This window comes from Mitsuokella apri (genome assembly GCF_051886055.1).
GTDB lineage: Bacteria > Bacillota > Negativicutes > Selenomonadales > Selenomonadaceae > Mitsuokella.
Genome location: NZ_JBJEXT010000028.1, coordinates 130,059 through 154,525 on the forward strand (window position 1 = coordinate 130,059; position 24,467 = coordinate 154,525).

The 24,467-nt window shown below is 54.9% G+C and carries 27 protein-coding genes; 21 read left to right on the forward strand and 6 right to left on the reverse strand.

Features of this window, described 5'->3' with window-relative positions:
• The first annotated feature begins 4 nt into the window (after positions 1-4).
• Positions 5-544 carry a tRNA adenosine(34) deaminase TadA gene (tadA, locus tag ACI4OH_RS03385; protein WP_439784171.1) on the forward strand — a complete coding sequence of 180 codons (540 nt, stop codon included), beginning with the start codon at positions 5-7 and terminating at the stop codon, positions 542-544.
• Positions 516-1,877, forward strand: a complete 1,362-nt coding sequence (locus tag ACI4OH_RS03390) for an MATE family efflux transporter (RefSeq protein ID WP_439784172.1) — start codon at positions 516-518, stop codon at positions 1,875-1,877. Before tadA ends, ACI4OH_RS03390 begins: the two co-directional genes overlap by 29 nt.
• Here the strand turns inward: ACI4OH_RS03390 and ACI4OH_RS03395 are convergent.
• Positions 1,860-2,753 carry a phosphatase domain-containing putative toxin gene (locus ACI4OH_RS03395; RefSeq protein ID WP_439784173.1) on the reverse strand — a complete coding sequence of 298 codons (894 nt, stop codon included), beginning with the start codon at positions 2,751-2,753 and terminating at the stop codon, positions 1,860-1,862. The genes ACI4OH_RS03390 and ACI4OH_RS03395 overlap by 18 nt on opposite strands.
• A 225-nt stretch (positions 2,754-2,978) precedes the next feature.
• Here ACI4OH_RS03395 and ACI4OH_RS03400 point away from each other — a divergent pair, with 225 nt between their 5' ends.
• Together ACI4OH_RS03400 and ACI4OH_RS03405 are read left to right on the forward strand one after the other, a co-directional pair.
• Complete coding sequence (locus ACI4OH_RS03400) at positions 2,979-4,148, forward strand: iron-containing alcohol dehydrogenase (protein ID WP_439784174.1); 1,170 nt, start codon at positions 2,979-2,981, stop codon at positions 4,146-4,148.
• A 141-nt stretch (positions 4,149-4,289) separates the two neighbouring features.
• Positions 4,290-5,414: an MBL fold metallo-hydrolase gene (locus ACI4OH_RS03405; protein ID WP_439784175.1), complete on the forward strand. Its 1,125-nt coding sequence runs from the start codon at positions 4,290-4,292 to the stop codon at positions 5,412-5,414.
• Positions 5,415-5,445: 31 nt separating this feature from the next.
• Here the strand turns inward: ACI4OH_RS03405 and ACI4OH_RS03410 are convergent, their stop codons facing one another.
• On the reverse strand, positions 5,446-6,339 hold the full coding sequence (locus ACI4OH_RS03410; RefSeq protein ID WP_435720732.1) for a LysR family transcriptional regulator: 894 nt from the start codon (positions 6,337-6,339) through the stop codon (positions 5,446-5,448).
• 195 nt (positions 6,340-6,534) lie between these two features.
• Here ACI4OH_RS03410 and ACI4OH_RS03415 point away from each other — a divergent pair, with 195 nt between their 5' ends.
• From ACI4OH_RS03415 to ACI4OH_RS03450, 8 genes are all read left to right on the forward strand, one after another.
• The gene (locus tag ACI4OH_RS03415; protein ID WP_435720731.1) at positions 6,535-6,744 is read left to right on the forward strand and encodes a hypothetical protein; all 210 of its coding nucleotides are present in this window, start codon (positions 6,535-6,537) and stop codon (positions 6,742-6,744) included.
• Entirely contained in the window at positions 6,741-7,160 is a 420-nt protein-coding gene (locus ACI4OH_RS03420) for a cupin domain-containing protein (protein ID WP_435720730.1), read from the forward strand. Before ACI4OH_RS03415 ends, ACI4OH_RS03420 begins: the two co-directional genes overlap by 4 nt.
• A gap of 34 nt (positions 7,161-7,194) precedes the next feature.
• Positions 7,195-7,656: a carboxymuconolactone decarboxylase family protein gene (locus ACI4OH_RS03425; protein ID WP_435720729.1), complete on the forward strand. Its 462-nt coding sequence runs from the start codon at positions 7,195-7,197 to the stop codon at positions 7,654-7,656.
• A gap of 39 nt (positions 7,657-7,695) precedes the next feature.
• Entirely contained in the window at positions 7,696-8,382 is a 687-nt protein-coding gene (locus ACI4OH_RS03430; RefSeq protein WP_435720728.1) for an NAD(P)H-dependent oxidoreductase, read from the forward strand.
• Positions 8,383-8,412: 30 nt separating this feature from the next.
• Positions 8,413-8,883: a flavodoxin gene (locus ACI4OH_RS03435; protein WP_435720727.1), complete on the forward strand. Its 471-nt coding sequence runs from the start codon at positions 8,413-8,415 to the stop codon at positions 8,881-8,883.
• 17 nt (positions 8,884-8,900) lie between these two features.
• On the forward strand, positions 8,901-9,554 hold the full coding sequence (locus ACI4OH_RS03440) for a flavodoxin (protein ID WP_435720726.1): 654 nt from the start codon (positions 8,901-8,903) through the stop codon (positions 9,552-9,554).
• 212 nt (positions 9,555-9,766) lie between these two features.
• Positions 9,767-9,994, forward strand: coding sequence for a hypothetical protein (locus ACI4OH_RS03445; protein WP_435720725.1), 228 nt, complete (start codon positions 9,767-9,769; stop codon positions 9,992-9,994).
• A complete protein-coding gene (locus ACI4OH_RS03450; RefSeq protein ID WP_435720724.1) occupies positions 9,991-10,653 on the forward strand; it encodes a DUF4405 domain-containing protein in 663 nt (220 codons plus the stop codon). The genes ACI4OH_RS03445 and ACI4OH_RS03450 overlap by 4 nt, the downstream gene beginning before the upstream one ends.
• Positions 10,654-10,739: 86 nt before the next feature.
• On the opposite strand, the gene ACI4OH_RS03455 is transcribed toward ACI4OH_RS03450, so the two are convergent.
• Entirely contained in the window at positions 10,740-11,666 is a 927-nt protein-coding gene (locus tag ACI4OH_RS03455) for a ketopantoate reductase family protein (protein ID WP_439784176.1), read from the reverse strand.
• A gap of 15 nt (positions 11,667-11,681) precedes the next feature.
• The gene (locus ACI4OH_RS03460; protein WP_439784177.1) at positions 11,682-12,104 is read right to left on the reverse strand and encodes a PPC domain-containing DNA-binding protein; all 423 of its coding nucleotides are present in this window, start codon (positions 12,102-12,104) and stop codon (positions 11,682-11,684) included.
• Between the two features lie 311 nt (positions 12,105-12,415).
• Here ACI4OH_RS03460 and ACI4OH_RS03465 point away from each other — a divergent pair, with 311 nt between their 5' ends.
• Together ACI4OH_RS03465 and ACI4OH_RS03470 are read left to right on the forward strand one after the other, a co-directional pair.
• Entirely contained in the window at positions 12,416-13,369 is a 954-nt protein-coding gene (locus tag ACI4OH_RS03465; protein ID WP_295631452.1) for a magnesium transporter CorA family protein, read from the forward strand.
• A 6-nt stretch (positions 13,370-13,375) separates the two neighbouring features.
• Positions 13,376-13,606, forward strand: a complete 231-nt coding sequence (locus ACI4OH_RS03470; protein ID WP_432647034.1) for a hypothetical protein — start codon at positions 13,376-13,378, stop codon at positions 13,604-13,606.
• Positions 13,607-13,709: 103 nt separating this feature from the next.
• Here the strand turns inward: ACI4OH_RS03470 and ACI4OH_RS03475 are convergent, their stop codons facing one another.
• Complete coding sequence (locus ACI4OH_RS03475) at positions 13,710-14,960, reverse strand: metallophosphoesterase (protein ID WP_439784178.1); 1,251 nt, start codon at positions 14,958-14,960, stop codon at positions 13,710-13,712.
• A gap of 172 nt (positions 14,961-15,132) precedes the next feature.
• Here ACI4OH_RS03475 and amrA point away from each other — a divergent pair, with 172 nt between their 5' ends.
• Both amrA and amrS read left to right on the forward strand, forming a co-directional pair.
• Positions 15,133-16,521: an AmmeMemoRadiSam system protein A gene (amrA, locus tag ACI4OH_RS03480; RefSeq protein ID WP_439784179.1), complete on the forward strand. Its 1,389-nt coding sequence runs from the start codon at positions 15,133-15,135 to the stop codon at positions 16,519-16,521.
• On the forward strand, positions 16,514-17,386 hold the full coding sequence (gene amrS / locus ACI4OH_RS03485) for an AmmeMemoRadiSam system radical SAM enzyme (RefSeq protein ID WP_439784180.1): 873 nt from the start codon (positions 16,514-16,516) through the stop codon (positions 17,384-17,386). The genes amrA and amrS overlap by 8 nt, the downstream gene beginning before the upstream one ends.
• A gap of 10 nt (positions 17,387-17,396) precedes the next feature.
• Here the strand turns inward: amrS and ACI4OH_RS03490 are convergent, their stop codons facing one another.
• A complete protein-coding gene (locus tag ACI4OH_RS03490) occupies positions 17,397-18,077 on the reverse strand; it encodes a TVP38/TMEM64 family protein (RefSeq protein WP_432647038.1) in 681 nt (226 codons plus the stop codon).
• Between the two features lie 247 nt (positions 18,078-18,324).
• On the opposite strand from ACI4OH_RS03490, the gene ACI4OH_RS03495 reads away from it, so the two are divergent.
• The 5 genes from ACI4OH_RS03495 to aroH all read left to right on the forward strand — a co-directional run bounded on the left by ACI4OH_RS03495 (position 18,325) and on the right by aroH (position 24,431).
• Positions 18,325-19,602, forward strand: coding sequence for a hypothetical protein (locus ACI4OH_RS03495; protein ID WP_439784181.1), 1,278 nt, complete (start codon positions 18,325-18,327; stop codon positions 19,600-19,602).
• A 74-nt stretch (positions 19,603-19,676) separates the two neighbouring features.
• On the forward strand, positions 19,677-20,555 hold the full coding sequence (locus ACI4OH_RS03500) for a glucosaminidase domain-containing protein (RefSeq protein WP_439784182.1): 879 nt from the start codon (positions 19,677-19,679) through the stop codon (positions 20,553-20,555).
• 102 nt (positions 20,556-20,657) lie between these two features.
• The gene (locus ACI4OH_RS03505) at positions 20,658-22,277 is read left to right on the forward strand and encodes an ABC-F family ATP-binding cassette domain-containing protein (protein ID WP_439784183.1); all 1,620 of its coding nucleotides are present in this window, start codon (positions 20,658-20,660) and stop codon (positions 22,275-22,277) included.
• Positions 22,278-22,289: 12 nt separating this feature from the next.
• Entirely contained in the window at positions 22,290-23,891 is a 1,602-nt protein-coding gene (locus tag ACI4OH_RS03510; RefSeq protein ID WP_435720715.1) for an ABC1 kinase family protein, read from the forward strand.
• A 183-nt stretch (positions 23,892-24,074) separates the two neighbouring features.
• Complete coding sequence (gene aroH, locus ACI4OH_RS03515) at positions 24,075-24,431, forward strand: chorismate mutase (protein ID WP_435720965.1); 357 nt, start codon at positions 24,075-24,077, stop codon at positions 24,429-24,431.
• Positions 24,432-24,467: the final 36 nt, after the last annotated feature.

Consider the following 24,467-nt stretch of genomic DNA (forward strand, 5'->3'; position numbering starts at 1 on the left):
TTTTATGCAGGACGATGCCTTTTATATGAAAATTGCACTGGAAGAAGCGCAGAAGGCCTATGACCTTGGGGAAGTGCCGATTGGGGCAGTTCTCGTCGATAAAGAGGGGAATATCGTCTCGCGCGGCCACAATATGCGCGAAATCTGGCACGATGCGACAGCCCATGCCGAGATGATTGCGATTCGCGAGGCCTGCGAGAGCCTGGGCCGCTGGCGCTTGTCGGGACTCACGCTCTATGTGACGATTGAGCCGTGCCCGATGTGCGCCGGTGCCATCGTCATGAGCCGTGTCGACCGTGTCGTCTACGGCAGCACGGATGCAAGGGCCGGTGCCTGCGAATCCGTCTTCAATATCCCGGGCAATCCGACCTTGAACCATCGCCCAGAAATTACGGCCGGCGTCCTGCAGGAGGAATGTGCCGGCATCATGAAACGCTTCTTCAAGATGCGGCGCGAGCAGCAGAAGGAACTCAAAAAGCTTAAAAAACTTAAGCAGCAAAAGGGGGCAGCAGAAGATGAACCTGCAGAAAAAGATGAAGATTGACATGCTGCACGGTCCTTTGGCAGGGCCGATGATCATCTTTGCCCTGCCGCTCGCGCTGACGGGTGTGCTGCAGCAGCTCTTCAATACGGCCGATGTTCTCGTGCTCGGGCAGTTTGTCGGCACGGATGCCCTGGCAGCAGTCGGCAACAACTCGCCAATCATCGGCCTGCTCGTCAACCTCTTCATGGGCGTTTCGCTCGGTGCCAATGTCGTCATTGCGCGCTTCATCGGGGCACACGATTTAAAAGAAACGATTCGGGCCGTTCATACGTCCTTCCTGCTGGCTTTGATTTTAGGTATTTTTGTCGCCGTCATCGGTGAGCTCATGGCAAGGCCGATGCTCGAGGCGCTTTCGGTGCCGGATTCTGTCATGCCGCTTGCAGAGCTCTATCTGCGCATTTACTTCCTCGGCATGCCGGCCATCGGTCTCTACAACTTTGAAGCGGCGATTTACAGGAGCCGCGGCAATACGTGGATGCCCTTAAAGGCACTGGCGGCGGCGAGCGGGCTCAATATCATCCTGAATCTCGCGGCTGTGCTCGTTTTTTCTTGGGGCGTGGCCGGTGTGGCGGCAGCGACGGCCGTTTCCAATTATCTCGCGGCCTGGATCCTTTACCGCGGCCTCTGCCATGAACACGGCATCATCCGCCTTGAGCCCGGGGCCATCCGCATGGAAAAAGCGTATGCCAAAGAAATTCTGCGCATCGGCCTGCCGGCCGGTATTCAGGGCATGGTGTTCTCGCTGTCGAATCTCGTCATTCAGGCGGCCATCAACAGCCTTGGGGCGGTCGTCATGGCAGCCTCGACGGCGGCTTTTACGGTCGAAATCAATATTTACGTGCTGCTCATCGCCTTTGGGCAGGCCGTGACGACGTTCGTGAGCCAGAATTACGGTGCGGGCAATCTCGCGCGCTGCCGCAAAGCCACAAGAGTCGGTTTCAACGTGACGATGTTCGTGACCGTCGTGCTTTCGGCACTGGCCTGCATTTTCTCGGATGCACTTTTGGCCCTGTTCAACGACAATCCTGCCGTCATCAGCGTCGGCCGCATCCGCATCTACTACATCATCGGTTTTTACTTTCTCTGCGTCTTCATCGAGATTCTCTCCGGCGCCCTGCGCGGCTACGGCTATTCGCTGCCGCCGGCCCTTTTAATGCTCGTGACGGTCTGTGGTGTCCGCATCACGTGGATTTACACGGTTTTTGCCGCGGAGCCGACGTTTAAAATCATCATGATTGCCTATCCAATCAGCTGGGCCGTGACAGCCGTGCTGCTCATCGGCATTTACGCGTTTTACCGGCAGCACATCAAGCCGTTAGCGCCGCGGCTCTGAGTTTTTCTGGTTCAGCCATATGCTCCAAGGCTGCTGAAAGTCCGACGAACGGTTTTCTTTGACATATTCGGCAAATTTTTGGATATTCTGCCAGCGCTCACCCTGACTGAGGTCTGCGCCGCCAAGTTCATATTGACGGCGCACAGCCTCTGCAGGTGTGCAGTCAGGCTCGGCGAGCAGTTCATAGAGCACCATAAACGTCGTCGTGCGTCCCTGTCCTGCCTGACAGTGGAAAAAGAGCCAGCCGTGATTTTTCGGCAGGCTGCGGTAAAAATCGACAAATTCGTCGATGACGTCAGGTGTTGGCCATTCCATATCGGTTGCGGCAAAGCGCTGGTAGCCAAGACCGGCCTGATGTGCGAGTCCTCGCTCCGTCGACCAGCTCGCAGCTTCTTCCGCAAATAATTCTTTGATATGCTCTTCATCATAGCGGCCCATCGGCAGAGCCCGGACGAATGTTCCGGATGTTTTCTGCAGGCGGGCTGTTTCGTCTTTTTCGACATCGACTGCCGAAAGGCCGCGGTTTGCTGCATTCTGCGGCCCGTGCCAGCTCACGGCCGCATCGTTTAAGAAGCCATGGGACTCCTGCCGCAGGTCGATATCCCAGACAGGCGTATCGGGAGAAACTTCGAGAAGCTCAGGCAGATGCGCGAGAACTTCCTTTGTCGGCTGTCCGCTGCCCGCGATTTTGAGGCTTTCGTCACGCCGAAAATGAATCGGTTCGCCGCTGCTGACGGCCGCGTCAAGGCGCCAGGCTGGTTCTGCCGGAACTGCCGCTGAAATCAGCGGCGAGACGAGCAGTAAAATCAGCCAGCTCAGGCAAAGGAACGAGAGGACTGTTTTTTGATGTATAAGACGTATCGTGGGAAAAGGCAAGGGGCAGCATCCTTTCTGTTTACGGAAATCGATGTATGAAGGTGAAACTTCTATAGATAAAATGCATAATACCGTCTTCATGATAAGCATTTCAACGGACAGGGAAATCCTGCTAAAATAAAGGCAAACAGGGAATCGAGAAAAGTTTTTTGCTTGAGCCCGACAGGCTTTCAGGTTATATAAGTTATATAAGAAGTATATAAGAAGGAAAGGAAGAATATCAAGATGTTAGGCAATTTTACATACTGCAATCCGACGAAACTCTACTTCGGTAAAGAAGCTTTGGAAAATCTGCATGGCGAATTGAAAAAATATGGCCAGAAAGTCGCGCTGGTCTATGGCGGCGGCTCCATCAAGAAAAACGGCATTTATGATGCTGTGACGAAGATTCTTCAGGAAGAAGGCAAAGATGTCGTCGAAATCGCCGGCGTCATGTCGAATCCGACCATCCATAAGCTGCGCGAAGGCGTGGAGACTGCCAGAAAGCAGGGCACGGAGTTCATTTTGGCCGTGGGCGGCGGCTCCGTCATCGATTATGCCAAGGCTCTGTCGGTTTCGGTCCACTGTGACGAGGACCTTTGGGAGAAGTATTTCGTCAAATTTGAAGAACCGGACTGCGCGACGCTTCCCGTCGGCACGGTCCTCACGATGGTCGGCACGGGCTCGGAAATGAACGCTGGCTCGGTCATTACCTATCCAGAGAAGAAACTCAAGATTGGCCATGTGTTTGCTGATGAAAAAATCATGCCGCGTTTTTCTATCCTGAATCCTGTTTACACGATGACGCTGCCGAAATATCAGATGACAGCCGGCATTTACGATATCTTCAATCACATCTGCGAGCAGTATTTCTCCGGCACGGATGACAACACGAGCGATTATCTCGCCGAAGGGCTGATGCGCAATGTTATTGAGGCCGGCCGCAAAGCTGTCGTGAATCCCGAAGATTATGAGGCCCGTTCGAATCTGATGTGGGATGCGACTTGGGCACTCAACACCCTGATTGCCAAGGGCAAGACGACGGACTGGATGGTCCATATGCTGGGTCAGTCCGTGGGCGGCTGCACGAATACCACGCATGGCATGACGCTGGCCGCTGTATCGCTGCCGTATTACAAGTTTATCATGAAGGATGGTCTGCCGAAATTTGTCCGCTTTGCGAAAAACGTATGGAACGTCGATGCTGCAGGTAAGAGCGATGAGCAGACTGCCGAAGAAGGCCTTGCAAAGATGAAAGCTTGGATGCAGGAACTGGGCCTTGTTCTTCATCTCAAGGAACTTGGCGCGGATGAGACCATGCTCGACGACCTCGTGAACGGCACGCTGATTCTTCAAGGCGGCTATCGTATATTGACAAAAGAAGAAATCCGCACGATTTTCCGTCAGGCCATGTAAAGATGCCTGACGTGCGATTCATGCAGTTAAAAAGACCTGCTGTCTGTCAGCGGGTCTTTTTTGTTGGCAGACGAAAAAAGATGCGCTATAATTGTTTTCAATATAATTTCGATAATTTCACATCATGAGAGGAATCAATGAATGACAAGACGTGAATTTATTTTAGCCGGCCTCGGGCTCATAGGCGCAGCTTCTGCGGGCGGTGTTTATTCCTACGTGCATCGGCCAAAATTTGGCGAGCTGCCATCGGGGGAACGCTTAAGGCGCATGCAGGCCTCGCCGCATTACCATTGGGACCATTTTGAAAACCTCGTGCCTGTGCCCGTGATGTCGGAAGACGAGGGCGAGCATGAAAACCGCCTTGTGGCCACGTGGAAATTCCTGTTCGGTGATAAAAAAGGGTTGGTGCCCGATAATCCCCTGCCATCTGCAAAAACAAATCTTCTGGCTCTGCCGCGCGAGCAGGATGCCGTTGTCTGGCTCGGTCATTCGAGCTTTTATGTGCAGCTCGGCGGCCATCGCATCCTCATTGACCCCGTATTCAGCAGCTATGCTTCGCCTTTATGGTTTATCAACCGCGCGTTTGCAGGCTCCAATGTCTACACGGCCGAGGATTTTCCCGAAATCGATGTGCTGGCCATGAGCCACGATCATTGGGACCACCTCGACTATCCGACGGTCATGGCCCTGAAGTCAAGGGTTCATCAGGTCGTCTGCCCGCTCGGTGTCGGCGCCTATTTTGAGCAGTGGGGCTTTGATGTGAATCGTATTCATGAGGAAGACTGGGATACGGAAATCAAGCTTTCGGATACGCTCTCCGTTCATATTCTGCCGTCGCAGCATTTTTCCGGCCGTTTTCTCAAACAGAATCCGACGCTCTGGTGCGGCATGGCCTTCATCACGCCGCAGCGCAGCCTCTATTATACGGGCGATGGCGGCTACGGCGAACATTTCAAGGCCATCGGCAAAAAATTCGGCGGCTTTGACTGCGTGCTCGCGGAGAACGGCCAGTACAACCTTGCGTGGCATCCGATTCATATGCTGCCCGAGGAAACGGCCAAGGCTGCTGAAGATGTCGGGGCGAAATTCGTCATTCCTGCGCACAACAGCAAATTCGCCTTGGCGCGCCATCCGTGGCAGGAGCCGATGGCAAAACTGCAGGCAGTGAGCAAAGGAAAATCCTACCAGATGCTGACACCGGAAATTGGCGCTCTGGTGCGTTTTGACCGGATGGAAACGTTCTCGTCCTGGTGGCAGAAGGCCTGAACATCGCCTAAAAAAGCATTCTGTGTCTTTTTCAGGCAGGGGGCTGTGCTCGTTTTTTCAGTTCGTTGAGGAAGGCCTCGCTGGATTTTGACAGCAGGCGGTATTTTTTCCAGACGACGACGGCCGTGGTCGTGAGGGCCGGCTCGAACGGGATGAATTTGAGATGGCCGGTCTCAAGCTGCAGCAGTTCATCGATGCCAATGGCGTTGCCAATGCCCGCGCGGATGAAGTGCGAGACATTGCCAATGAGGTCGAAGCGGCCGACAATATGGAGCTGCCCTGGGGAGATTTTCCCGCCTGACCAGCTGGCATAATCATAAGTCCTCGTGTTCTGGCGTGAGGAAATGAAAAGCGGCATCTCCCTGAGGTCCTCGGGGGTGATGCCTTTTTTGGTGGCCCATTTGCTGTCATTGCGCGTCACGATGCCAATGTGAATGGGCTCGGGCAGGCGGATATAATGATAATCTTCAAGTGAGAACGGCTCAATCATCAGCGCAAAGTCGATGAGGCCGTGCACGAGTTTTTCCTCAACCGTATCGGCATTGCCCGTGAAAAGGTCCACAGTTAGCTTCGGATAACGGCTGTGCAGGTCGGCAAAAAGCTCGGCGAGCAGATGCATGCAGTAGGTTTCGCCCGCACCGATGCGGATATTGCCAGAAAGATCGATGGTGTCGTTCTTGATTTCGTCCTCGGTCTGATTCACGAGCGCGAGAATTTCTTCCGCGCGCTGCCGGAGGTGCATGCCGTCCTCGGTTAAAAGCGTGCTGCGGCTTGTGCGCGTGAATAGTTTCTTGCCGAGTTCGTCCTCAAGGTCGGCAATCTGCCGCGACAAGGTCGGCTGCGTCACATGCAGCACATTGGCGGCCTCCGTCATGTTCTGCTCGCGGGCCACGGCCAAAAAATAAGCAAGCGTGCGAAGTTCCATATTATCAAGCCTTTCTTTCCATATATGATCTATCATCTCATTCTGTAGTATCTGCTCTCATTTTACAGGGCCGATGATTTTTTGACAATCTCTATAATACGAAAAATACATAATACGACCTAATGTATAAGCATTTCACATTACGATGCCATCCTGCTATGATAAAACTATCAAGAGAGGAAAGGAGCGAAAGATATGCACGATGAACTCCTTGACGCTGGCTGCTCGCCGGAATGTCAGGCAGAGTACGATGCCCTGCCCGACGATGAGGCGCGTCTCTGTTATCTGAAACGGCATAGACGTCATCTGGTTGAGAATCTGCACCAGCAGCAGGAAATGCTTTCCTGCCTCGATTATATGATTTTTACACTTGAACAGCATTCGAAAGGACGGGAGATCGTATGACGCTCGATGAAATCAAGAAAGCAAGTCCCTTTGCCATCGGCGGGGAAAATGTCAACTATGCACAGTATTTTGATGGCAAGAGCTATTTAAATGGGCTTTCGCTGCAGCAGGTTTATGTCGGCAATGTGACATTTGAGCCGGGCTGCCGCAATCACTGGCACATCCACCATGCAAAATCGGGTGGCGGCCAGATTCTTCTCGTCACGGCCGGCCGCGGCTGGTATCAGGAGTGGGGCAAACCGGCAAGAGAGCTTAAGGCCGGTGATGTTGTCAATATCCCTCCGGAAGTCAAGCACTGGCACGGCGCGGCGAAGGACAGTGCATTTCAGCATCTGGCCATCGAGGTGCCGGGCGAAGAGACAAGCAATGAGTGGTGCGAGCCGGTGGACCCGGCTGCCTACGATGCTCTGCAGTGATACTATGAAATACTGAAATCCATGAGGTAAAAGAATGAAACAGAGTGGCAGAAAAAAAATTATGGCTGCCCTGCTTGCAGGTGTCATGCTTTTCGGCAGTGGTTTTTCGATGAAAGAGGCAAGTGCTATGGAACAGAATAATAACGTTAAGACAGAAACGCAGAAAAAGGCCGTAAAAGTTGTGCAGACGGCCGGACGTGACCAGCTCGGCGATTTTGCACCGGATTTCGCGCGCTACAACGATGATATTCTCTTCGGCGAGGTCTGGAGCAAGAACGACGTGCTTTCGCTGCACGACCGCAGCATTGTGACGGTTTCCGCGCTCATCGCGCAGGGCATTACGGACAGCTCGCTCAAGTATCATATCGGCGAGGCCAAGAAAAACGGCGTGACAAAGGCTGAGATGGCTGAAATCATCACACAGGTTGGCTTCTACGGCGGCTGGCCGAAGGCCTGGGCAGCATTCCGTTATGCCAAGGAAGTTTATGCAGAATAACACAGATTGAATGTGCGGAAAAGAAAGCGGGATGAGGACATGAACCGCAGAGAATTTCTAAAATTGACCGGCATGGGCGCGATGACGATATTGTTGAGCGGCTGCGGCCTGTCGGCTCTGCTCGATGGACAAAAGGATAAGGCACAGGGCGCGGCTTCAAGTCCCGGTGCTGTTTTCGGGAGGCAAAATATGAAGATAGTGGTGATTACCAGCAGTCCGCATCCACACGATGAGTCCACGTCGATTTATCTCGCGGACCGCTTTACGAAAGGCGCGGAAGCTGCCGGACATGAGGTGTTCACATTTGACGCTGCCAACAGCGAGACGCATCCGTGCCGCGGCTGCGACCAGTGCCATATGGACGGTCCGTGCATCTTCAAGGATGACATCGAGAACACGCTGATGCCGAAGATGCTCGAAGCCGACCTGCTCGTCTTAACGACACCGCTTTATTATTTCGGCATGTCGGCACAGCTCAAGACCATCGTCGACCGTTTTTATTCGCGCACGGGCAAACTGCATAACAAAAAGTCCATCCTGATTGCCACGGCCTACAACCGCGACGACTGGACGATGTCGGCTCTTGTCGACCATTACGACACGCTGGTCCGCTACATGGAGTGGCAGGATGCCGGCAAAGTGCTCGGCATCGGCTGCGGCTCACGGTCCCTTGTCGAACATTCTCAGTTTGGCGACATGGCCGAGAAGATGGGTAAAAATCTGTGATATTTTGATATTTTATAGAAGGTGACTGTTGTGAGCAAAAAGCTCGTAGCTTATTTTTCCGCCACGGGGACGACAAAACGCGTGGCGGAGCGCCTGGCTAAAGCCGCCGGTGCGGACCTTTTCGAGATTGTGCCGGCCGAGCCGTATACTTCGGCAGACTTAAACTGGACGAATAAAAAGAGCCGCAACGTCCTCGAGCGCGATGACGATGCGTCGCGTCCGGAGATTGTCGGCAAGGTCAAGAATATGGCGGACTACGATACTATTTATCTGGGATTCCCGATTTGGTGGTACATCGCGCCGCGCATCATCTACACATTTGTAGAAAGCTATCATTTCGCAGGCAAGAAAATTGTGCCGTTTGCAACCTCGGGCGGCAGCGGCATGGGCAGGACCGTAGAAGACCTCAGGCGCATCTGCCCCGAAGCCGACTGGCAGGCGGGCAAAGTACTCAACGGTTTCTCGGATAGCAAACTCGCAGACTGGGCTAAATCCTATTAAGAAACGGAGCTGAACTTATGAAAATCAAGAAAATCCTGATGCTCGTTCTGGGCGTTATCATGGCCGTGGCTCTGGTCGGCTGCGGCTCGAGTGATTCGGCCGGTGCTTCGGGCTCTTCTTCGCAGAAGGCCGTCGTAGGTGAGAATTCTTCGTCTTCGTCGGATTCAACGCAGCAGGCTTTGGGCAGGAAGGCTCTGGTCGTTTACTACACGAATACGGGCCGCACGGAACAGGTCGCGAAGGATCTCGCAAAAGCCAAGAACGCCGACATCATGAAAATTGAACCGACAAATGAATATACGAAAGAGGACCTCGACTACAACAATCCCGACAGCCGCGTCAGCAAGGAGCATGACGACGAGTCCCTGCGCGACAAGATCACGCTGAAGAAGACGACACCGGACAATTGGGCCGAGTATGACACGGTCTACATCGGCTACCCGATTTGGTGGGGCATTGCCGCTTGGCCGATGAATGCCTTTGTCAAGGGCAATGACTTCACGGGCAAACATGTCGTGACGTTTGCCACGGCCGCGAGCTCGCCGCTCGGCAGCAGCGGACAGCTGCTGAAGGAAATGGCCGGGGGTAAGGGCGACTGGCAGGACGGTACCTGCTTCACGGGCCGCATTGACGATGCCAAGGTCGCAGAATGGGCCAAATCCCTGAAGTAATCTGCGGACAAAAAAGATTTTTAGCGGAAAGAGCAGGAACGATGTGATCGAAACACATCATTCCTGCTTTTTCTATAGAGAAAGCTTTCATAGATGAAACGTATTGCACTGCCTAAGATATAAGCATTTCACATTACGGGCATATCTTGCTATGATAAAAGCAGAAAAGGAAAAGACCATCGGGGCAGATTTATTGAGAAAGGAAGATGAACATGCTGGAACGATATAGAAAAGATTTGCCGGGCCTTTTGATGAGTCTGCTCGTTTTGGCAGGCCTTGTCTACGCCTGGCTCTGCTTTACCTGCGTCCTGCGTCAGGGGCACGTTTCGGAAGATGACTATGTTCATATGACACAGCAGATTGTGAAAGACAGCGTCAAAGAGGGGCCTATGCCGGCCGCTTGGGACTATGAGAAGAATTTGAATGAGGTACGGCCATGAGATATTTACTCGATGTACTTTTGCTGCTGCTGCTCGTCTTTGAGATGAGTTTTCTCTATCTGCCGCCGTTTTTCCATGAAGTCGTAGGGGCTGCTCTGCTCATCCCGATTTTCGTGCACCTCTATCAAAACCGTTTTTTCTTCAAAGCTTTGACAAAGGGCAGATGGTCTCTGCCGCGCGTGCTCGGGGCAGCTGTCAATCTGCTCCTCGCTGCAGCGTGCCTGACGTCGATGATCAGCGGCTGTCTGATCTCAAATATTTTGTTTGCCGATATCATGCCTTTGTCGCTGCGCAGCAATCCTGTGCTGTTTTCGCTGCACAGCGCCTCGGCAAGGTGGTTCCTTGTTTTTGCCGGTCTGCACTTTGGTCTGCATGCAAGTGTTTGGTGGCAAAAGCTCCAACGCACGGCGGGCATCACGAGCCGTCCTTTTCCTGCGAAGGCCCTGATGGGCGTGATGGGACTGCTGCTTGCTGCGGGCGGCATCTATGCGGCCCTGCAGGATAAGCTTTTACAGAGGCTGGAAGGCGCACATGTCTTTATGACGCCGGCTCTGCAGTACGACACGGCTGGCTATATCCTGACGCAGCTTGGTATGTTCCTGCTCTTTGCCGAAGCGGGCTGGCTGCTCTGGCAGTTGGCCCTTCAGCGCAGGCCTTGATATACGGACCGGACAAAAGAAAAGCCTTGCTCCTTATATAATGGAAGGAACAAGGCTTTTTTATTTGTCGTCGCGTTCAGGCAGCTTCAGGCAAGGCCGTGAGCTTTGCACCAGTCGTCAATTTTTTTGTAAAGCGGTGTGGGCACGTGGTATTTTTTTCCGAGCGTGACAATGCGCGAGACGAGGCCAGAGAATTCCGACGGACCGCCCGCGGCGACGTCGCGCTGCATCGAGGTCGTGAGGCCCGGTGCAAAGGCATCCATGAGCCTGAGGTCCGTCGCGACGAGGTCGCGGTCGAACGTGACGCCCATGGCATGGCCGAGGGCTTCGACTTCTTTGACGAGGCCGATAAAGGTCTCGCGGACTTCCTTATTCTCCTGAAAAGCTTCGCTCGTGACGCCAAAGTAGAGACCGGCCGCGCCCATCGGCGAGACGAAGGAGAACTTCGTCAGGGCATCGCGCTGAATGTCATCGGTGAAATGGGCGTGGATGTCGGCCGCGCGCATGATTTTTTCAAGCTCTGCAGCTTTTTCTGCAAGGCGGCTGTCCTGTCCGGGGCGGAAGCCGTAGAAGACGCGCAGGATTTCCTGCGGCTGCTCGATGACGCCGGGGCCGCTGCGCTTGGCAAAGACGTAGATGCAGCCGTCGAGCACGGTCTTATCGGGAAGTTTTTCCTGCATGACGGCACCTGTGCCGAAGACGTTGAGAATCGGGATGACGAGGGTGTCGGGGCCCGCGATGCGGCGCGTGAGCTCGATGGCCGCCTCAAGGCTGTAGTACTTGACGCAGATGAAGAGCACATCGGGTGTTTCGTGGTAGTCCGCGACGGGCAGGGCTTTGCAGGGCTCGATATGGATATCCCCGCGATGATTCGTGTGGATGGTCAGGCCCTTTTCCTGCATGGCCTTTAGATGTGCGCCGCGCGCGAGGAACGTCACGTCATTGCCGGCATTGGCAAGGTAGCCGCCGATGACGCCGCCCGTGCCGCCGACGCCGAAGATGGCAAATTTCATATCAATGAAGCTCCTTTAGAATTTCCAGATGTTCAGGCCGGTCTCGGGGCTCTTGACGCGGTCGACCGTGCCATTGAGCTTCGTGATGACGATTTCTGCCGTCGCACTGATGTAGGCTTCGTTCAGGTGGCCGCCGTGCGCGAGACCTTTTTCGTCGCCGAGGGCGATATGGAAATGGCTGTAGGGCTTGCCGTTCATCGTGTCAATCGTGCCGGTCAGCGAGAGCATCTCAAAGGCACCTTCAAGCGTATTGGCGTAGTATTTCTGTTCCGGCACATTGTAGACGCCGATGACGGCCTTCTTGACCGCACCGAGTCCTTGTACCATGGCGAGCTCGATTTTTTCCTCAGCTGCGACCTTCATGAGGGATGCGACGATTTCGTCATTGGGGTCGAGCCGCACGAGCAGATGTTTTTTATCAATTTTCGTATATTCCATGGGAATCACCTCTTGTATCTTATTCGCTTTTTCCGGCGGGAATCCTGCTTTTATGAGGCTGGTCAGCAGCCTGCAGGCATCTGCCGCTTAACATATTTTTTACATGCGGGAGCTGGACAAAATTGCGGCGTTGGTAATATAATGAAATGCGGAAAAGTTGGCAGTATGCAATGAGAAAGGAAGGTGGGAACATGGACGATCACCCTAGTACGATAGATCCCAAGCGAAGAACAGATACGAACAGGGAAATGACGTCCATCTCCTGCCTCTGACAGCTGGTGGAGTCTTCCCGCTGAAAGGAGATTCTATCCATGCTGCAAATTTATAAATCCCTTGAGAGCGGCCCGCTGCAGGAGCTGACGCTCAAAACACTCGAGAAGGGGGCTTGGATCAACATCGTCGATCCGACGCCGTACGAGCTCAAAGTCGTCAGCAATCTCACCGAGGTTGACCCCGACTTCCTGCGCTCCGCACTCGATGATGAGGAACGCTCGCACACCGATGTTGAAGAGAACTCGGTCATGGTCCTGACGAATGTGCCGGTGTTCCGCGGCGAGGACAGCTACGATGCCCTGCCTCTAGCCATCATCGTGACGGATGAGTACATCATCACCGTCTGCCTCGAAGAAACGCCCGTCATCACGGAATTCAATGAGCGCACGTCGCGCCTGTTCCGTACGTATAAAAAAACGCGCTTTCTGTTCCAGATTCTTTATAAATCGGCGACGTACTTTCTGCGCTACCTGCGCCAGATTTCGAAGCTCTCTGATGAAATCGAGGATCAGCTGCGCCACGATATGAAGAACAGTGAAATCCTGCGCCTTTTGGAGCTGCAGAAAGGCCTGACGTATTTCAACGCGGCCATCCGCTCGAACGGCGCCGTGCTCGACAAGCTGCTGCGCATGCGCAATAACACGAGCCTGACGCCAATTCTCAAGGCGTACGAAGAGGACGAAGACCTCCTCGAGGATGTCATCATCGAGAACAAGCAGGCGAAGGAAATGGTCGAGATGTACAGCAAAATCCTCGCGCGTCTCGCCGATACGTTCTCGTCGATTATCTCGAACAACCAGAACCTCGTCATGAAATTCTTGGCGGCCATGACGATCATCCTCGCCATCCCGACCGTCGTCTCGAGTTTCTTTGGCATGAACGTGCCCGTGCCGTTTGCCGACAACAGCCACGGCTTCCTTTATGTCATGTGCATCGCGTTCGGCATCAGCATCGTCAGTGCCTATGTGCTCTGGCACCGCGATATGTTTTGAGGAAAAATGATGATACTTGCCGAAGCAAAACTTCGGGTCGGCGTTATTTACGGCGACTCTGAAAATCACGAATACGTCTATATGCCGGCCAGCGAGCTCGGCGTCAAAGACCCCGTCTGCGTTTACGAAGACAGGGAAGGGCGCTTCGATGTCGATATGCACGAGGCCCTGCGCCTCATTCGCGTGCGCAGCCTGAAGCCGGCGAAGCACCCGATTTGGGGTGAGAGCTCCTGCTGACAGGGGCTTCGCTGCAAAAAAAAGACGATAGAAGAAATATGCCACGATGTCGTGTCGTGAGTGTCTCTTCTATCGTCTTTTTCTTTTATGATTTTACTTTATTTTACTTTGTCAGCACGACGCGGTCGATGAGTGTGCCGTCTTCGAGATAGCAGGCCGTGCTGAGCTTTTGCGGCGAAGCGGTCAGCGTCAGGTAGTTGCGGTAAACGTTCGGGTCGGACTGGTCGAGGCTGACTTTGTCGAAGGTCTCGTCAGGCGGCACGAAGTAGCGCTCGTTGCCGGCAGGGCCGAACATCAGATAGACGGGGCCGTGGTCCGCTGGCTTTTCGTCATAGATATGACCGCGGTTGCGGTAGGTGTGCATATGGCCCGTGAGCACGAGGTCGATGCCGAGCGCGTCAAAGGCTTTCATGAAATCGTGGCCGACATCGCTGATGCCGCCGGCATGGCCGGCTTGGGGCTGATATTCATCGTAGGCGATGATGTCCTTGTGCATCAGTACGACCTTCCAAGGTTTCTTGGTGCTCTCGGCATCATGCTTGAGCCAGAGCAGTTCTTCCTGCAAAAGGCCGGGTTTTAATTCATTGAGCTCTTCAAACTGCGTGTTGAGCACGAGGAAATGCACGGGGCCGTAGTCAAAGGAATAGTAATAGCCGTCAAAATTCCGGCTGCCGTTAGGCGGCACGGAAAATGAGGCGAGATAGCGGCGCGGCAGGGCAAACTGCCAGTCGAGGCTGTAGCATTCGTGGTTGCCCATGACCGGCACAAAGGGCAGCGTCTTAGCCCTGCATTCGTCGAGCACGGAAAAAAACGAATCCCAGTGCCACGAAGACTGGCCGTTGTCCGTGAGGTCGCCGAGGTCCGCGAGAAACGCGGCATCTTTTTGGCGGGCGAGGGCTTTTTGCAGGAGACTCTCAAAGGGCGCATATGTCTCGCCGCATTGGGAATCGTCGATAAGCAGGGCCGTGAAGGCCGTGAGCTCCGCCGCAGGCGTCACGATGGCAAGAGAAAGGGCTTCATCGGCCATCATAATCGTGCCGTGATATGTCGAAGCGGGCTGCAGGTCATTTAAATGCACGGTGTAAAACGTCGTGGTCGTGTCGTCCTGCAGCAGGGTATTGGCCTCGGGCGTAAAGGACGCTTCCGTACCGTCGGGATTTTTGAGCACGAAAGAAGCATTCTCACGCGCTCCGTCTGTCTGCCACATAATGGTGCGGCTGCGCGAAGCATCCTTCGTGATGATTTGGCGCGGGAATTTTATTTTGAGGTCCATGGCGGCGGCCGGCACGAAGCGGCCGAGTCCGAGCGCTAGAAGGGCGCTCGTGCAGAGCTTTAGGAAATTTCTTCTGGTCATATGGGACATAATGCCTCCGTTTTTCTTCTATTATAATACAGGATGAGCCGTACTTCTTATGATTTTGCTGTGATATGGCAGGATTTTCACAAATTTTCTCGTAATATTAACTTAGTAATGTAAAGAAACACCATGGAAAAAACATGGATTACAGGATAGAGGAGGGATTTCCATGTCAATTCTTGCAGCTGTGGCTGTGCCGCATCCGCCGATTATTCTGCCGGAAGTCGGTCAGGGCGAGGAGAAAAAGATTGCGAAGACGAGTGCGGCGTATCAAGAGGTCATGCAGCGCGTCGCGGCACTTGAGCCGGATACGGTCGTCATCACGAGCCCGCATGCGACGATGTACAGCGATTATTTCCATATTTCACCGGGCAAAAAGGCCATGGGGGATTTTGCGGCCTTCCGCGCTCCGGAAGTGCAGATTGAAGTCGATTATGATGAAGCCTTTGCGAAGACGCTCGCGGCTAAATGCATGCAGGAGGACCTGCCCGCAGGCTTCCTCGGCGAGCGCGAACCTTCTCTTGACCACGGCACGATGATACCGCTCTATTTTCTGCAGCCGGAGCTCACAAAGCCCGTGAAAGTCGTGCGCATCGGTCTTTCGGGACTCTCTGCCGACGTGCATTACCGCTTTGGCGAGCTCATCCGCGAGACAGCCGATGAACTCGGCCGCCGCGTGGTCTTCATTGCAAGCGGCGACCTCTCGCATAAACTCAAGGCCGACGGTCCTTACGGTTTTGCCAAGGAGGGGCCTGTCTTTGACCATGATGTCACGGAAGCTCTGGACCGTGCGGACTTCCTCTCGCTTTTGACTATTAACCACGACCTTGCCGAGGGGGCGGCCGAGTGCGGACTGCGTTCGTTCTGGATTATGACGGGTGCTTTGGACCGGCAGAAAGTCGCAGGTGAGCTTCTGTCATATGAGGGAACCTTTGGCGTCGGCTACGGCGTGGCTTATTTAAAGCCCCTGGGCGAAGATGATTCGCGCGATATCGGCAGGCAGCTGCTGCAGAAGGAAAAGAAGGACATCGAAGCCCTGCGCGCGAAGGAAGACGGCTATGTACACCTCGCGCGGCTGAGCCTCGAGACGTATGTCAGAAGCCATGTCGTCCTGCCCGTGCCGAAGGATTTGCCCGAGGACCTGCAGGACAGGCGGGCCGGCTGCTTTGTCTCCATCAAGAAGGAAGGACGCCTGCGCGGCTGCATCGGCACGCTGGCCCCCGGCAGGAGGAATCTCGCCGAAGAAATCATCTGTAATGCCGTTTCAGCCGGCATGCACGACCCGCGCTTCCCGCAGGTCACGCCCGAGGAACTTCCTCGGCTCGTCTACGACGTCGACGTGCTCTCGGAGCCCGAGCCCATCGACTCGCCGAAACAGCTCGACGTCAAGCGCTACGGCGTCATCGTGCAGTGCGGCGAACGCCGCGGCGTGCTGCTGCCGGACCTCGCCGGCGTCGACACCGTCGCGCAGCAGATTGACATCGCACGGCGCAAGGGCAATATCGGCGCCAAAGAGAAATACACGCTCTGGCGCTTCGAGGTAACGCGCCATGTCTGAAGCTGCAGAAAAAACAGCCGCCTATGTCATCTGTACGCTCTGCCCGCATCACTGCCGTTTAAAGGAAGGGGCCGTCGGCTTCTGCCGTGTCCGCAGAAATGAACATGGCAGAGTCGTATCGCTGAATTATGGCAAACTGACATCGGCGGCCCTTGACCCGATTGAGAAAAAGCCGCTTTACCACTTTCATCCGGGCAGTTTCATCCTGTCAGTCGGCAGCTTTGGCTGCAATCTGCGCTGCCCGTTCTGCCAGAATTACACGATTTCGCAGGCCGGGGCTGATGGCTTCGAGGGGGAAAGGCTGCCCACGGAGCAGGTGACGCCAAAAGAAATCGCGGCTGCCGCGCAGCGCCTTGAAGAAACTTCTGGCAATATCGGCGTGGCCTTCACGTACAACGAGCCTTTAGTCGGCTATGAATTCGTCTATGATACGGCGAAACTGCTCAAGGAGAAAAATCTTGCCGTCGTGCTTGTGACGAATGGCCAAATCGAGAAAGAGCCCTGGGGAAAACTCCTTCCTTACGTCGATGCCGTGAACATCGACCTCAAGGGTTTTACGCAGGATTTTTACAGCTGGCTTGGGGGCAGTCTTGAGACAACAAAAGCCGCCATTTCCATGGCGGCAGCAAATCACGTACATGTGGAGGTCACGACGCTCGTGATTCCGGGGAAAAATGACAGCCCTGCGGAAATGGCAGCGGAGGCAGAGTGGCTCGCCGGGATTTCCCCTGAAATCCCGCTGCATCTCTCGCGGTATTTTCCGCGCTATCATGTAAAGATCCCCATGACGCCGTATCCTACGCTGAAAAACTTAGCGGCGATCGCGGGGCGCCATCTGCGTTTTGTCCATCTCGGCAATGTCTGACTTATGCTTTTTATGCTTCCGAGGCTTTCTTGGCCGCGCGCTTTTCGTAAATCCAGGCCCCGACAATCAGCAGAACGGCAAAGATGCAGACGACGATGAGGCGTGTCGGATCCTCCTGATGCGTGATTGTATCGTGGCCGATGATGGCCTCGATGCCCGTTGAGGGGAATTTGCCGACAAATGAGGAGATGACGTAATCGCGCATCGACATGGCGGAGATGGCGCCGAGTGCGTTCAGAAGGATGGAAGGGAAGTACGGGACCATGCGCGCGATCAGCATGACGACAAAGCCGCGCTTGCCGCTGTATTTATCGAGGTTCGCCAGCGTCCTGTGCTTGCTGATGATTCTTTCGGCCGCATCGCGGAAGAAGAAGCGCAGCAGCACGAAGCTCAGCGTCACGCCGACGGTCTCAGCGACGACGGACAGGAAAATGCCCCAGAAAATGCCGAAAATCAGCGTGTTGGCCGTAGAAAAAATGATGGCCGGCGGGAAGCCGAGCGCGTTGACAAAAAGGGTCAGCAGGAAGCTGAAGAGCACGGCCCAGGGACCAAATGAAGCGATGTAGACCGCTGTTTCCTTGATATCGCCGCGCGACAAAAGTCCCACAAGGTGCGGAAAAAACGCCGGATTAGCCAGATGGATGATGATGATGAGCAGGACGATGGCCAGAGCTGCAGCCACCTTGACCATGTTCATGGATTTTTTGATACGCAAAAGCAGACCCTCCTCAAACTGCTGCAGGCTTTCTCTAGAGGCTCAGCAGTTTCAATAAGACACAGTGTCATTATATCATTTCTTCTATGGAGATTGTATGGAGATGGCACGATTTTCCGCAGAGTTTTGACGAGTTTTGCCGGATCATTTGCCGGATTGATGGAGATTCGTCCGATTCTATGATAAAATAGAGGGTATAGTCTTTTAGCGAGGAGGAGTCAATATGCGGGAAATGCTGCCGGGCTTCCTGACAGCTGTATCACTTGCCGTTTCTCTTTTGCTGCTGCCGACTCTTTTTGTGCAGGCGGGAGCGGATTTTATGGGCGTTTACACGGCGTCCATGTTCATGGCCATAGCGGGCTGCCTGATTTTTGGCAGGCTTGGCCTGCCCGTGGCGGCAGCTCCTTCCGCAGCGCTTTCGGCGTGGCTGGTTTCCGTCATCATCCTTGCGCACGGCGTGAGCTGGCAGATGGTGCTCTTCATGGGCGCAGCCGTTTCGCTCGTGCTGACTTTGCTTTTGGGAATCCTCATAAAGTCGGGCCGGCTTAAAAGACTGGGCAGTCTCTTTCCTGCGTGCATCGCGGACGGCCTGCGCGGGGCCCTCGGGCTCATGCTGGTCTTTCAGGGATTCTATCAGGGGCATCTGCTGCTGGGGAGCCCGACCGGGCTTCTGCAGCTCGGCAATCTTTCGGACCCCGTGGCGTATCTTAGTCTTGCGGGCATCATCGCGATGCTTGCGCTCATGGCGGTCAAAAACCGCTTTGCCGTGCTCGGCGGCGTCTTTGTCACAGCACTGCTGGCTTTTATCGGCGGCTTCTGGGTCCTGCCGGACGCGCCTTTTTTCCTGCCCGAAGGCCTCGATAAGACGGGTCTTCAGCTCATATTCATGAATGGGTGGGATAATATAAAAGCGTGTGATTATGTCAATCTCACGCTTTTCCTGCTGCTGTACCTCTGCTTTACGAGCTGGGGCGGTCTTGCGGCCCTGATGCCGCAGGAAAAACGGCAGGAAGAGGGCCGGATGGCAAAGTCCGTGCTGACGCTCAGCGGCCTGAGTTTCGTCTCGTGCCTTTTGGGCTCGATGCCCCTTGCGCCCGCACCGGAGTCGGCCGTGGGGCAGTCCCTGGGCGGACGCTCCGGACGCATGGCTTACTTTACGGCGGCATTTTTGCTGCTGCTGCTCTTTGCCGAGCCGACGATGAAGTCCATGGCTTCGTTCACGGCCATTCTCGCGCCGGCCCTGTTCGGTGCGGGGCTCGTGCTGCTGCAGGATTTTGCGCGCGCCTTTGCGGGCGGACTGCCCGAGAAGACGGCGGCAGGGCTGCTCTTTTTGCTGCTGCCGCTCACGCAGAACATTGCAGCGGGAATAGGCGCTGCCTGTATCGCCTATGTCAGCCTCAAGATTCTGGCCGGCGAAAGCAGGGAAGTCAGCGTATTCCAGCGGCTGCTGGCCGTTCTCTTCATCCTGTATTTTTTCTTTGGCTTTTGGTCCATCGTATAGGTTTAAAGTAGTTTGCAGTATTGAAGTTTTAAAGTGCGTTTGAGTTTGTAGTTTGATAAGGAGTGTTCGTATTCGTGTCAAAGCATTGGAATTCTTATGGAAAATATTTGTTAACGGGCGTTGTTCTTGGTTCGTTCCTGTTTTATGCACCAACCGTCACAGAGGCAAAGCGTGTCCATAAGGCACCGCAGAGCAGCGCGGAAGTCACGGTAGCGGTACCGGATGTGGCTGAGAGGGCACAGAAGACGCGCGTGCGTGCGCATCAGACGGAGCCGAAACTCGATATCCATCAGGACCTGCGCGGGGAAGACCAGCTGCATGCGACGTCCGAGAAAGAACTTTCGGGCGGCAGCGATTTCCAGTCGCGCATTCACAATATCCTGTATCCGTCGGATGGGGCGGCTTCATCCATGACGCCGCTTGCCGTGCCGGCCACGGTCTCTGCCTACGATGATTCCATCATCGGTACGCCGCTTGCCAGTCAGGAACAGTGCGTGCGCTATCTCTTAAGCAACAATCCGTATCCTGACATCACGGTCTCGCCGCAGCAGCTCGTTGCCTACTATTATGAAGAAGGCGCGCGCGAGGGCATCCGTCCGGATGTTGCCTTTGCTCAGGCCCTGAAGGAAACGGGCTTCTTCCGCTATGGCGGCGATGTTATCCCGCAGCAGAACAACTACTGCGGTCTTGGCACGACGGGCGGCGGCGTCAAGGGCGCGTTCTTCCCGACGGCACAGCTCGGCGTACGCGCCCACATCCAGCACCTTTTGGCCTATTCCTCGACGCGCGAACCGAGTGAGCCGGTCGTGGACCCGCGCTATCAGCTCGTGCGCGATTCCTACGGCACGCGCACGCTCGGCAAATGGGAAGACCTCAACGGCCGCTGGGCCGTACCTGGCTATACGTACGGCCAGAGCATTCTCTCGATGTTCCGCGCCATGCTGACCGAATAACGAGTGAAATATGAGGCTGCCTTCGGGCAGCCATACTATATTAGAAGAATTCATATATATCTTTGTCGTGTTTGTTTTATTAGAAAGGGATGAAATCACTAGATGATTACAGTCAATAATGTCAGCCTCCAGTTTGGCAAACGTGTCCTTTACAAGGATGTCAACCTCAAATTCACGCCGGGCAACTGCTACGGCATCATCGGTGCCAATGGCGCCGGCAAGTCGACATTTTTGAAGCTGCTGGCAGGCGACATTGAGCCGACGGGCGGCACGATTGAAATCACGCCGGGCGAACGCCTCGCCGTACTGCAGCAGGACCATTACGCCTACGATGATTACGAGGTCCTGCGCACGGTCATCATGGGCCACAAACGCCTCGTGGAAATCATGGACGAGAAGGACGCGCTTTACGCCAAGCCGGATTTCTCGGAAGAGGACGGCATGCGTGCTTCGGAGCTTGAAGCGGAGTTTGCCGAGCTCAACGGCTGGGACGCGGAATCCGAGGCTGCGCGCCTCTTGAATGGCCTCGGCATCCCGGAAAATGAGCACACGATGAAGATGGCAGACCTCACGGCGAAGGAAAAAGTCCGCGTGCTGCTCGCTCAGGCCCTGTTCGGCAGCCCGGACATCCTGCTGCTCGACGAGCCGACGAACCATCTCGATGTCGAGTCCATCAACTGGCTCGAGGATTTCCTCGCGAACTTCCCGAACACGGTCATCGTCGTTTCGCACGACCGCCATTTCCTCAATCAGGTCTGCACGTACATCTGCGATGTCGACTACGGCGAAATCAAGCTCTACGCCGGCAACTACGATTTCTGGTACCAGTCGAGCCAGCTCGCGCTGCAGCTGCAGAAGGAGCAGAACAAGAAGGCCGAGGAGAAAATCAAGGAACTGCAGAACTTCATCGCGCGTTTCGCCGCCAATGCCGCGAAATCCAAGCAGGCGACGAGCCGCAAGAAGCTGCTCGACAAAATCAAGGTCGAGGATATCAAGCCGTCTTCGCGCCGTTATCCGTACATCGCCTTCACGCCGGACCGCGAGGCCGGCGACCAGCTGCTGCAGGTCGACGGCATCTCGAAGTCCGTTGACGGCGAGCAGGTCCTCAAAAATGTCAGCTTCACGCTGAAGCGCGGCGATAAAGTCGCCTTTGTCGGCCCGAACACGCTCGGCAAGACGATGCTCTTTAAAATCCTCATGGGCGAGGAGCAGCCGGACGAGGGCACGTTCAAATGGGGCGTGACGACGACACAGGCGTATCTGCCTTCGGACAACTCTGCGTATTTTGACGGCGTGGACCTGAACCTCGTCGACTGGCTGCGCCAGTATTCGAAGGATCCGGACGAGACGTTCGTGCGCGGCTTCCTCGGCCGCATGCTGTTCTCGGGCGAGGAAAGCCAGAAAAAGGCCTCGGTCCTCTCGGGCGGTGAGCGCGTGCGCTGCATGCTTTCGCGCATGATGCTCTCGGGCGCCAACGTGCTGATTCTTGACGAGCCGACGAACCACCTCGACCTCGAGTCCATCACGGCGCTCAACAACGGCCTGATTGCCTTCAAGGGCACGGCTCTCTTCGCCTCGCACGACCATGAGTTCGTGCAGACGATTGCGAACCGCATCATCGACATCACGCCGGACGGCGTCGTCGACCGGCTCTCGACGTACGATGATTTCTTAGCGAATGAAACGGTCAAACAGCAGCTTCAGGAGAAGTATAAGAAGTAAGGATAAGGTCCTATGCTCGATAAATTCTTGCAGAATGCGATAGAGGATGCAGGTGCCACGGCGCGCCTGCGGGAAATGATTGCGGTTCTTAGAAAGCGCGAGGTCGTGCGCGGCATGACGCCTGTCAAACTGCGTCAGGTCCTTGAGGACCTCGGCCCGACATTTGTCAAGCTCGGCCAGATTATGAGCATGCGCCCTGACTTTCTGCCGCCGGAGTACTGCGATGAGCTCATGAAGCTGCAGACCGGCGCCAAGCCGCTGCCGTTCCACGTCATCCTCGAGGTGATTGAACGCGAATACAGCCGCCGCTGGAATCAGATTTTTGAGTTCATCGACGAAGAGGCTTTAGGCTCGGCTAGCATTGCGCAGGTACACCGCGCCGTGCTGACTACGGGCGAGAAAGTTGTCGTCAAGGTTCAGCGCCCCGGCATTTACGAAATCATGAGCAAGGATATCGTGCTGTTAAAGCGGGCGGCGACCCTCCTCAAGATCATCAGCCATTCGCAGGATGTCCTCGATTTCAACATGGTGCTCGATGAGATGTGGACCATTGCCAAACAGGAGATGGACTTTCTCATGGAGGCGGACCATATCGAAGAATTCGAGCACCTCAACCGCGATGTCGACTACGTAGGCTGCCCAAAGGTCTACCGTCAGCTCTCGACCCAGCACATCCTTGTGCTTGAATTCATCGACGGCATCCGCATCGATGATTTCGATGCCCTGCGCGCCAATGGCTACGATATCAATCAGCTCGGCCGCCATCTCGGCGAAAATTACGTCAAGCAGATCATCGAGGACGGTTTTTTCCACGCGGACCCGCATCCCGGCAATATCTGGATTCGCAACGGCCGCATCATCTGGCTCGACCTCGGCATGGTCGGCAGGCTCTCGAGCCGTGACCGCCTTTCCATCCGCAAGGCGGTACTGGCCCTCGCGAATCACGATACGTTTGAAATGAAGGCAGCCGTGCTGTCACTCGGTGTCGTGCGCGGCCGCATCAATCACACGGCCCTGTATCAGGACATCGATGCCATGATGGCGCAGTACAGCTCGCTTGACTTCAATTCGCTGCAGATGGGCGTTTTGACGCGCCAGATCATGAACATCCTGCGCGTCCATCACATCGCCTGCCCGCAGGGGCTCTCGATGTTCGCGCGCGGCGTGCTGACCATCGAGGGCGTCATGCGCCTCTGCTGCCCGAAGGTCAGCTTTGTGGAGATTTTCGCCAAGAGCCTGTCCCTTGACTTCAAGAAGAATTTCAGCTGGCGCGACGAAATGGACAAGGTCAAGCGCGAAGGCCTCGTGCTCATGCGCAAGTCGGCCCAGCTGCCCGAACAGATCTCGGACATCCTGAAGATGACGATGAGCGGCCAGACCAAGGTCAATCTCGACCTGACGGGCTCGGAAGAGCCCTTAAACCGACTCGACAAGATGATCAACAAAATCATTTTGGCCGTGCTCTGTGCAGCCCTGCTTTTAGGTTCAAGCACCATCTGCACGACGAATATGACCCCGAAAATCATGGAAATCCCGCTGCTCGGCTTTGTGGGCTACCTCATTGCCTTTTTCCTGAGCATCCGCATCATCTGGGAAATTCACAAGGGCGTCTGACAAAAATATAAAATGGTCAATGAAGACCTGCTGCTTTTGCGGCAGGTCTTTTTATTTTGAGTGGCGCGTTTTGAGAGGACATGATAGAATGACAATGAACATAAGAAATTTTTGTTTTGGTTCAGGCATTGACAATATGGTATCTGGAAATACAGTATCTGGGAAGGAAGAACGAGCATGAGCATGAGAGGCATACGCGGTGCGACGACTGTGGAGCACAATGAAAAGGAAGAAATCTGGCAGGCAGCAGCGGCGATGATGAAAGAGCTGCTGGCCAAAAATGAACTGCATACGGAGGAGATCGGCGCGGTGATCTTCAGCATGACGGAGGACCTCACGGCGGCATTTCCGACGGCCGGTGTACGGAAACTGCCGGGCTTTGACCTTGTGCCGCTCTTCGATGCGCGCCAGTGTGCCATCGAAGGCAGTCTGCCGATGTGCATCCGCGTGCTTGTGCTCGCAGATACGGAGAAAAAGCAGGCGGATATCCATCACGTCTATATGGGACGCGCGGTTTCCCTGCGTCCTGACATCGCCTGAACGATATGGAATTGATATCAGGTCATAAATTTTTGA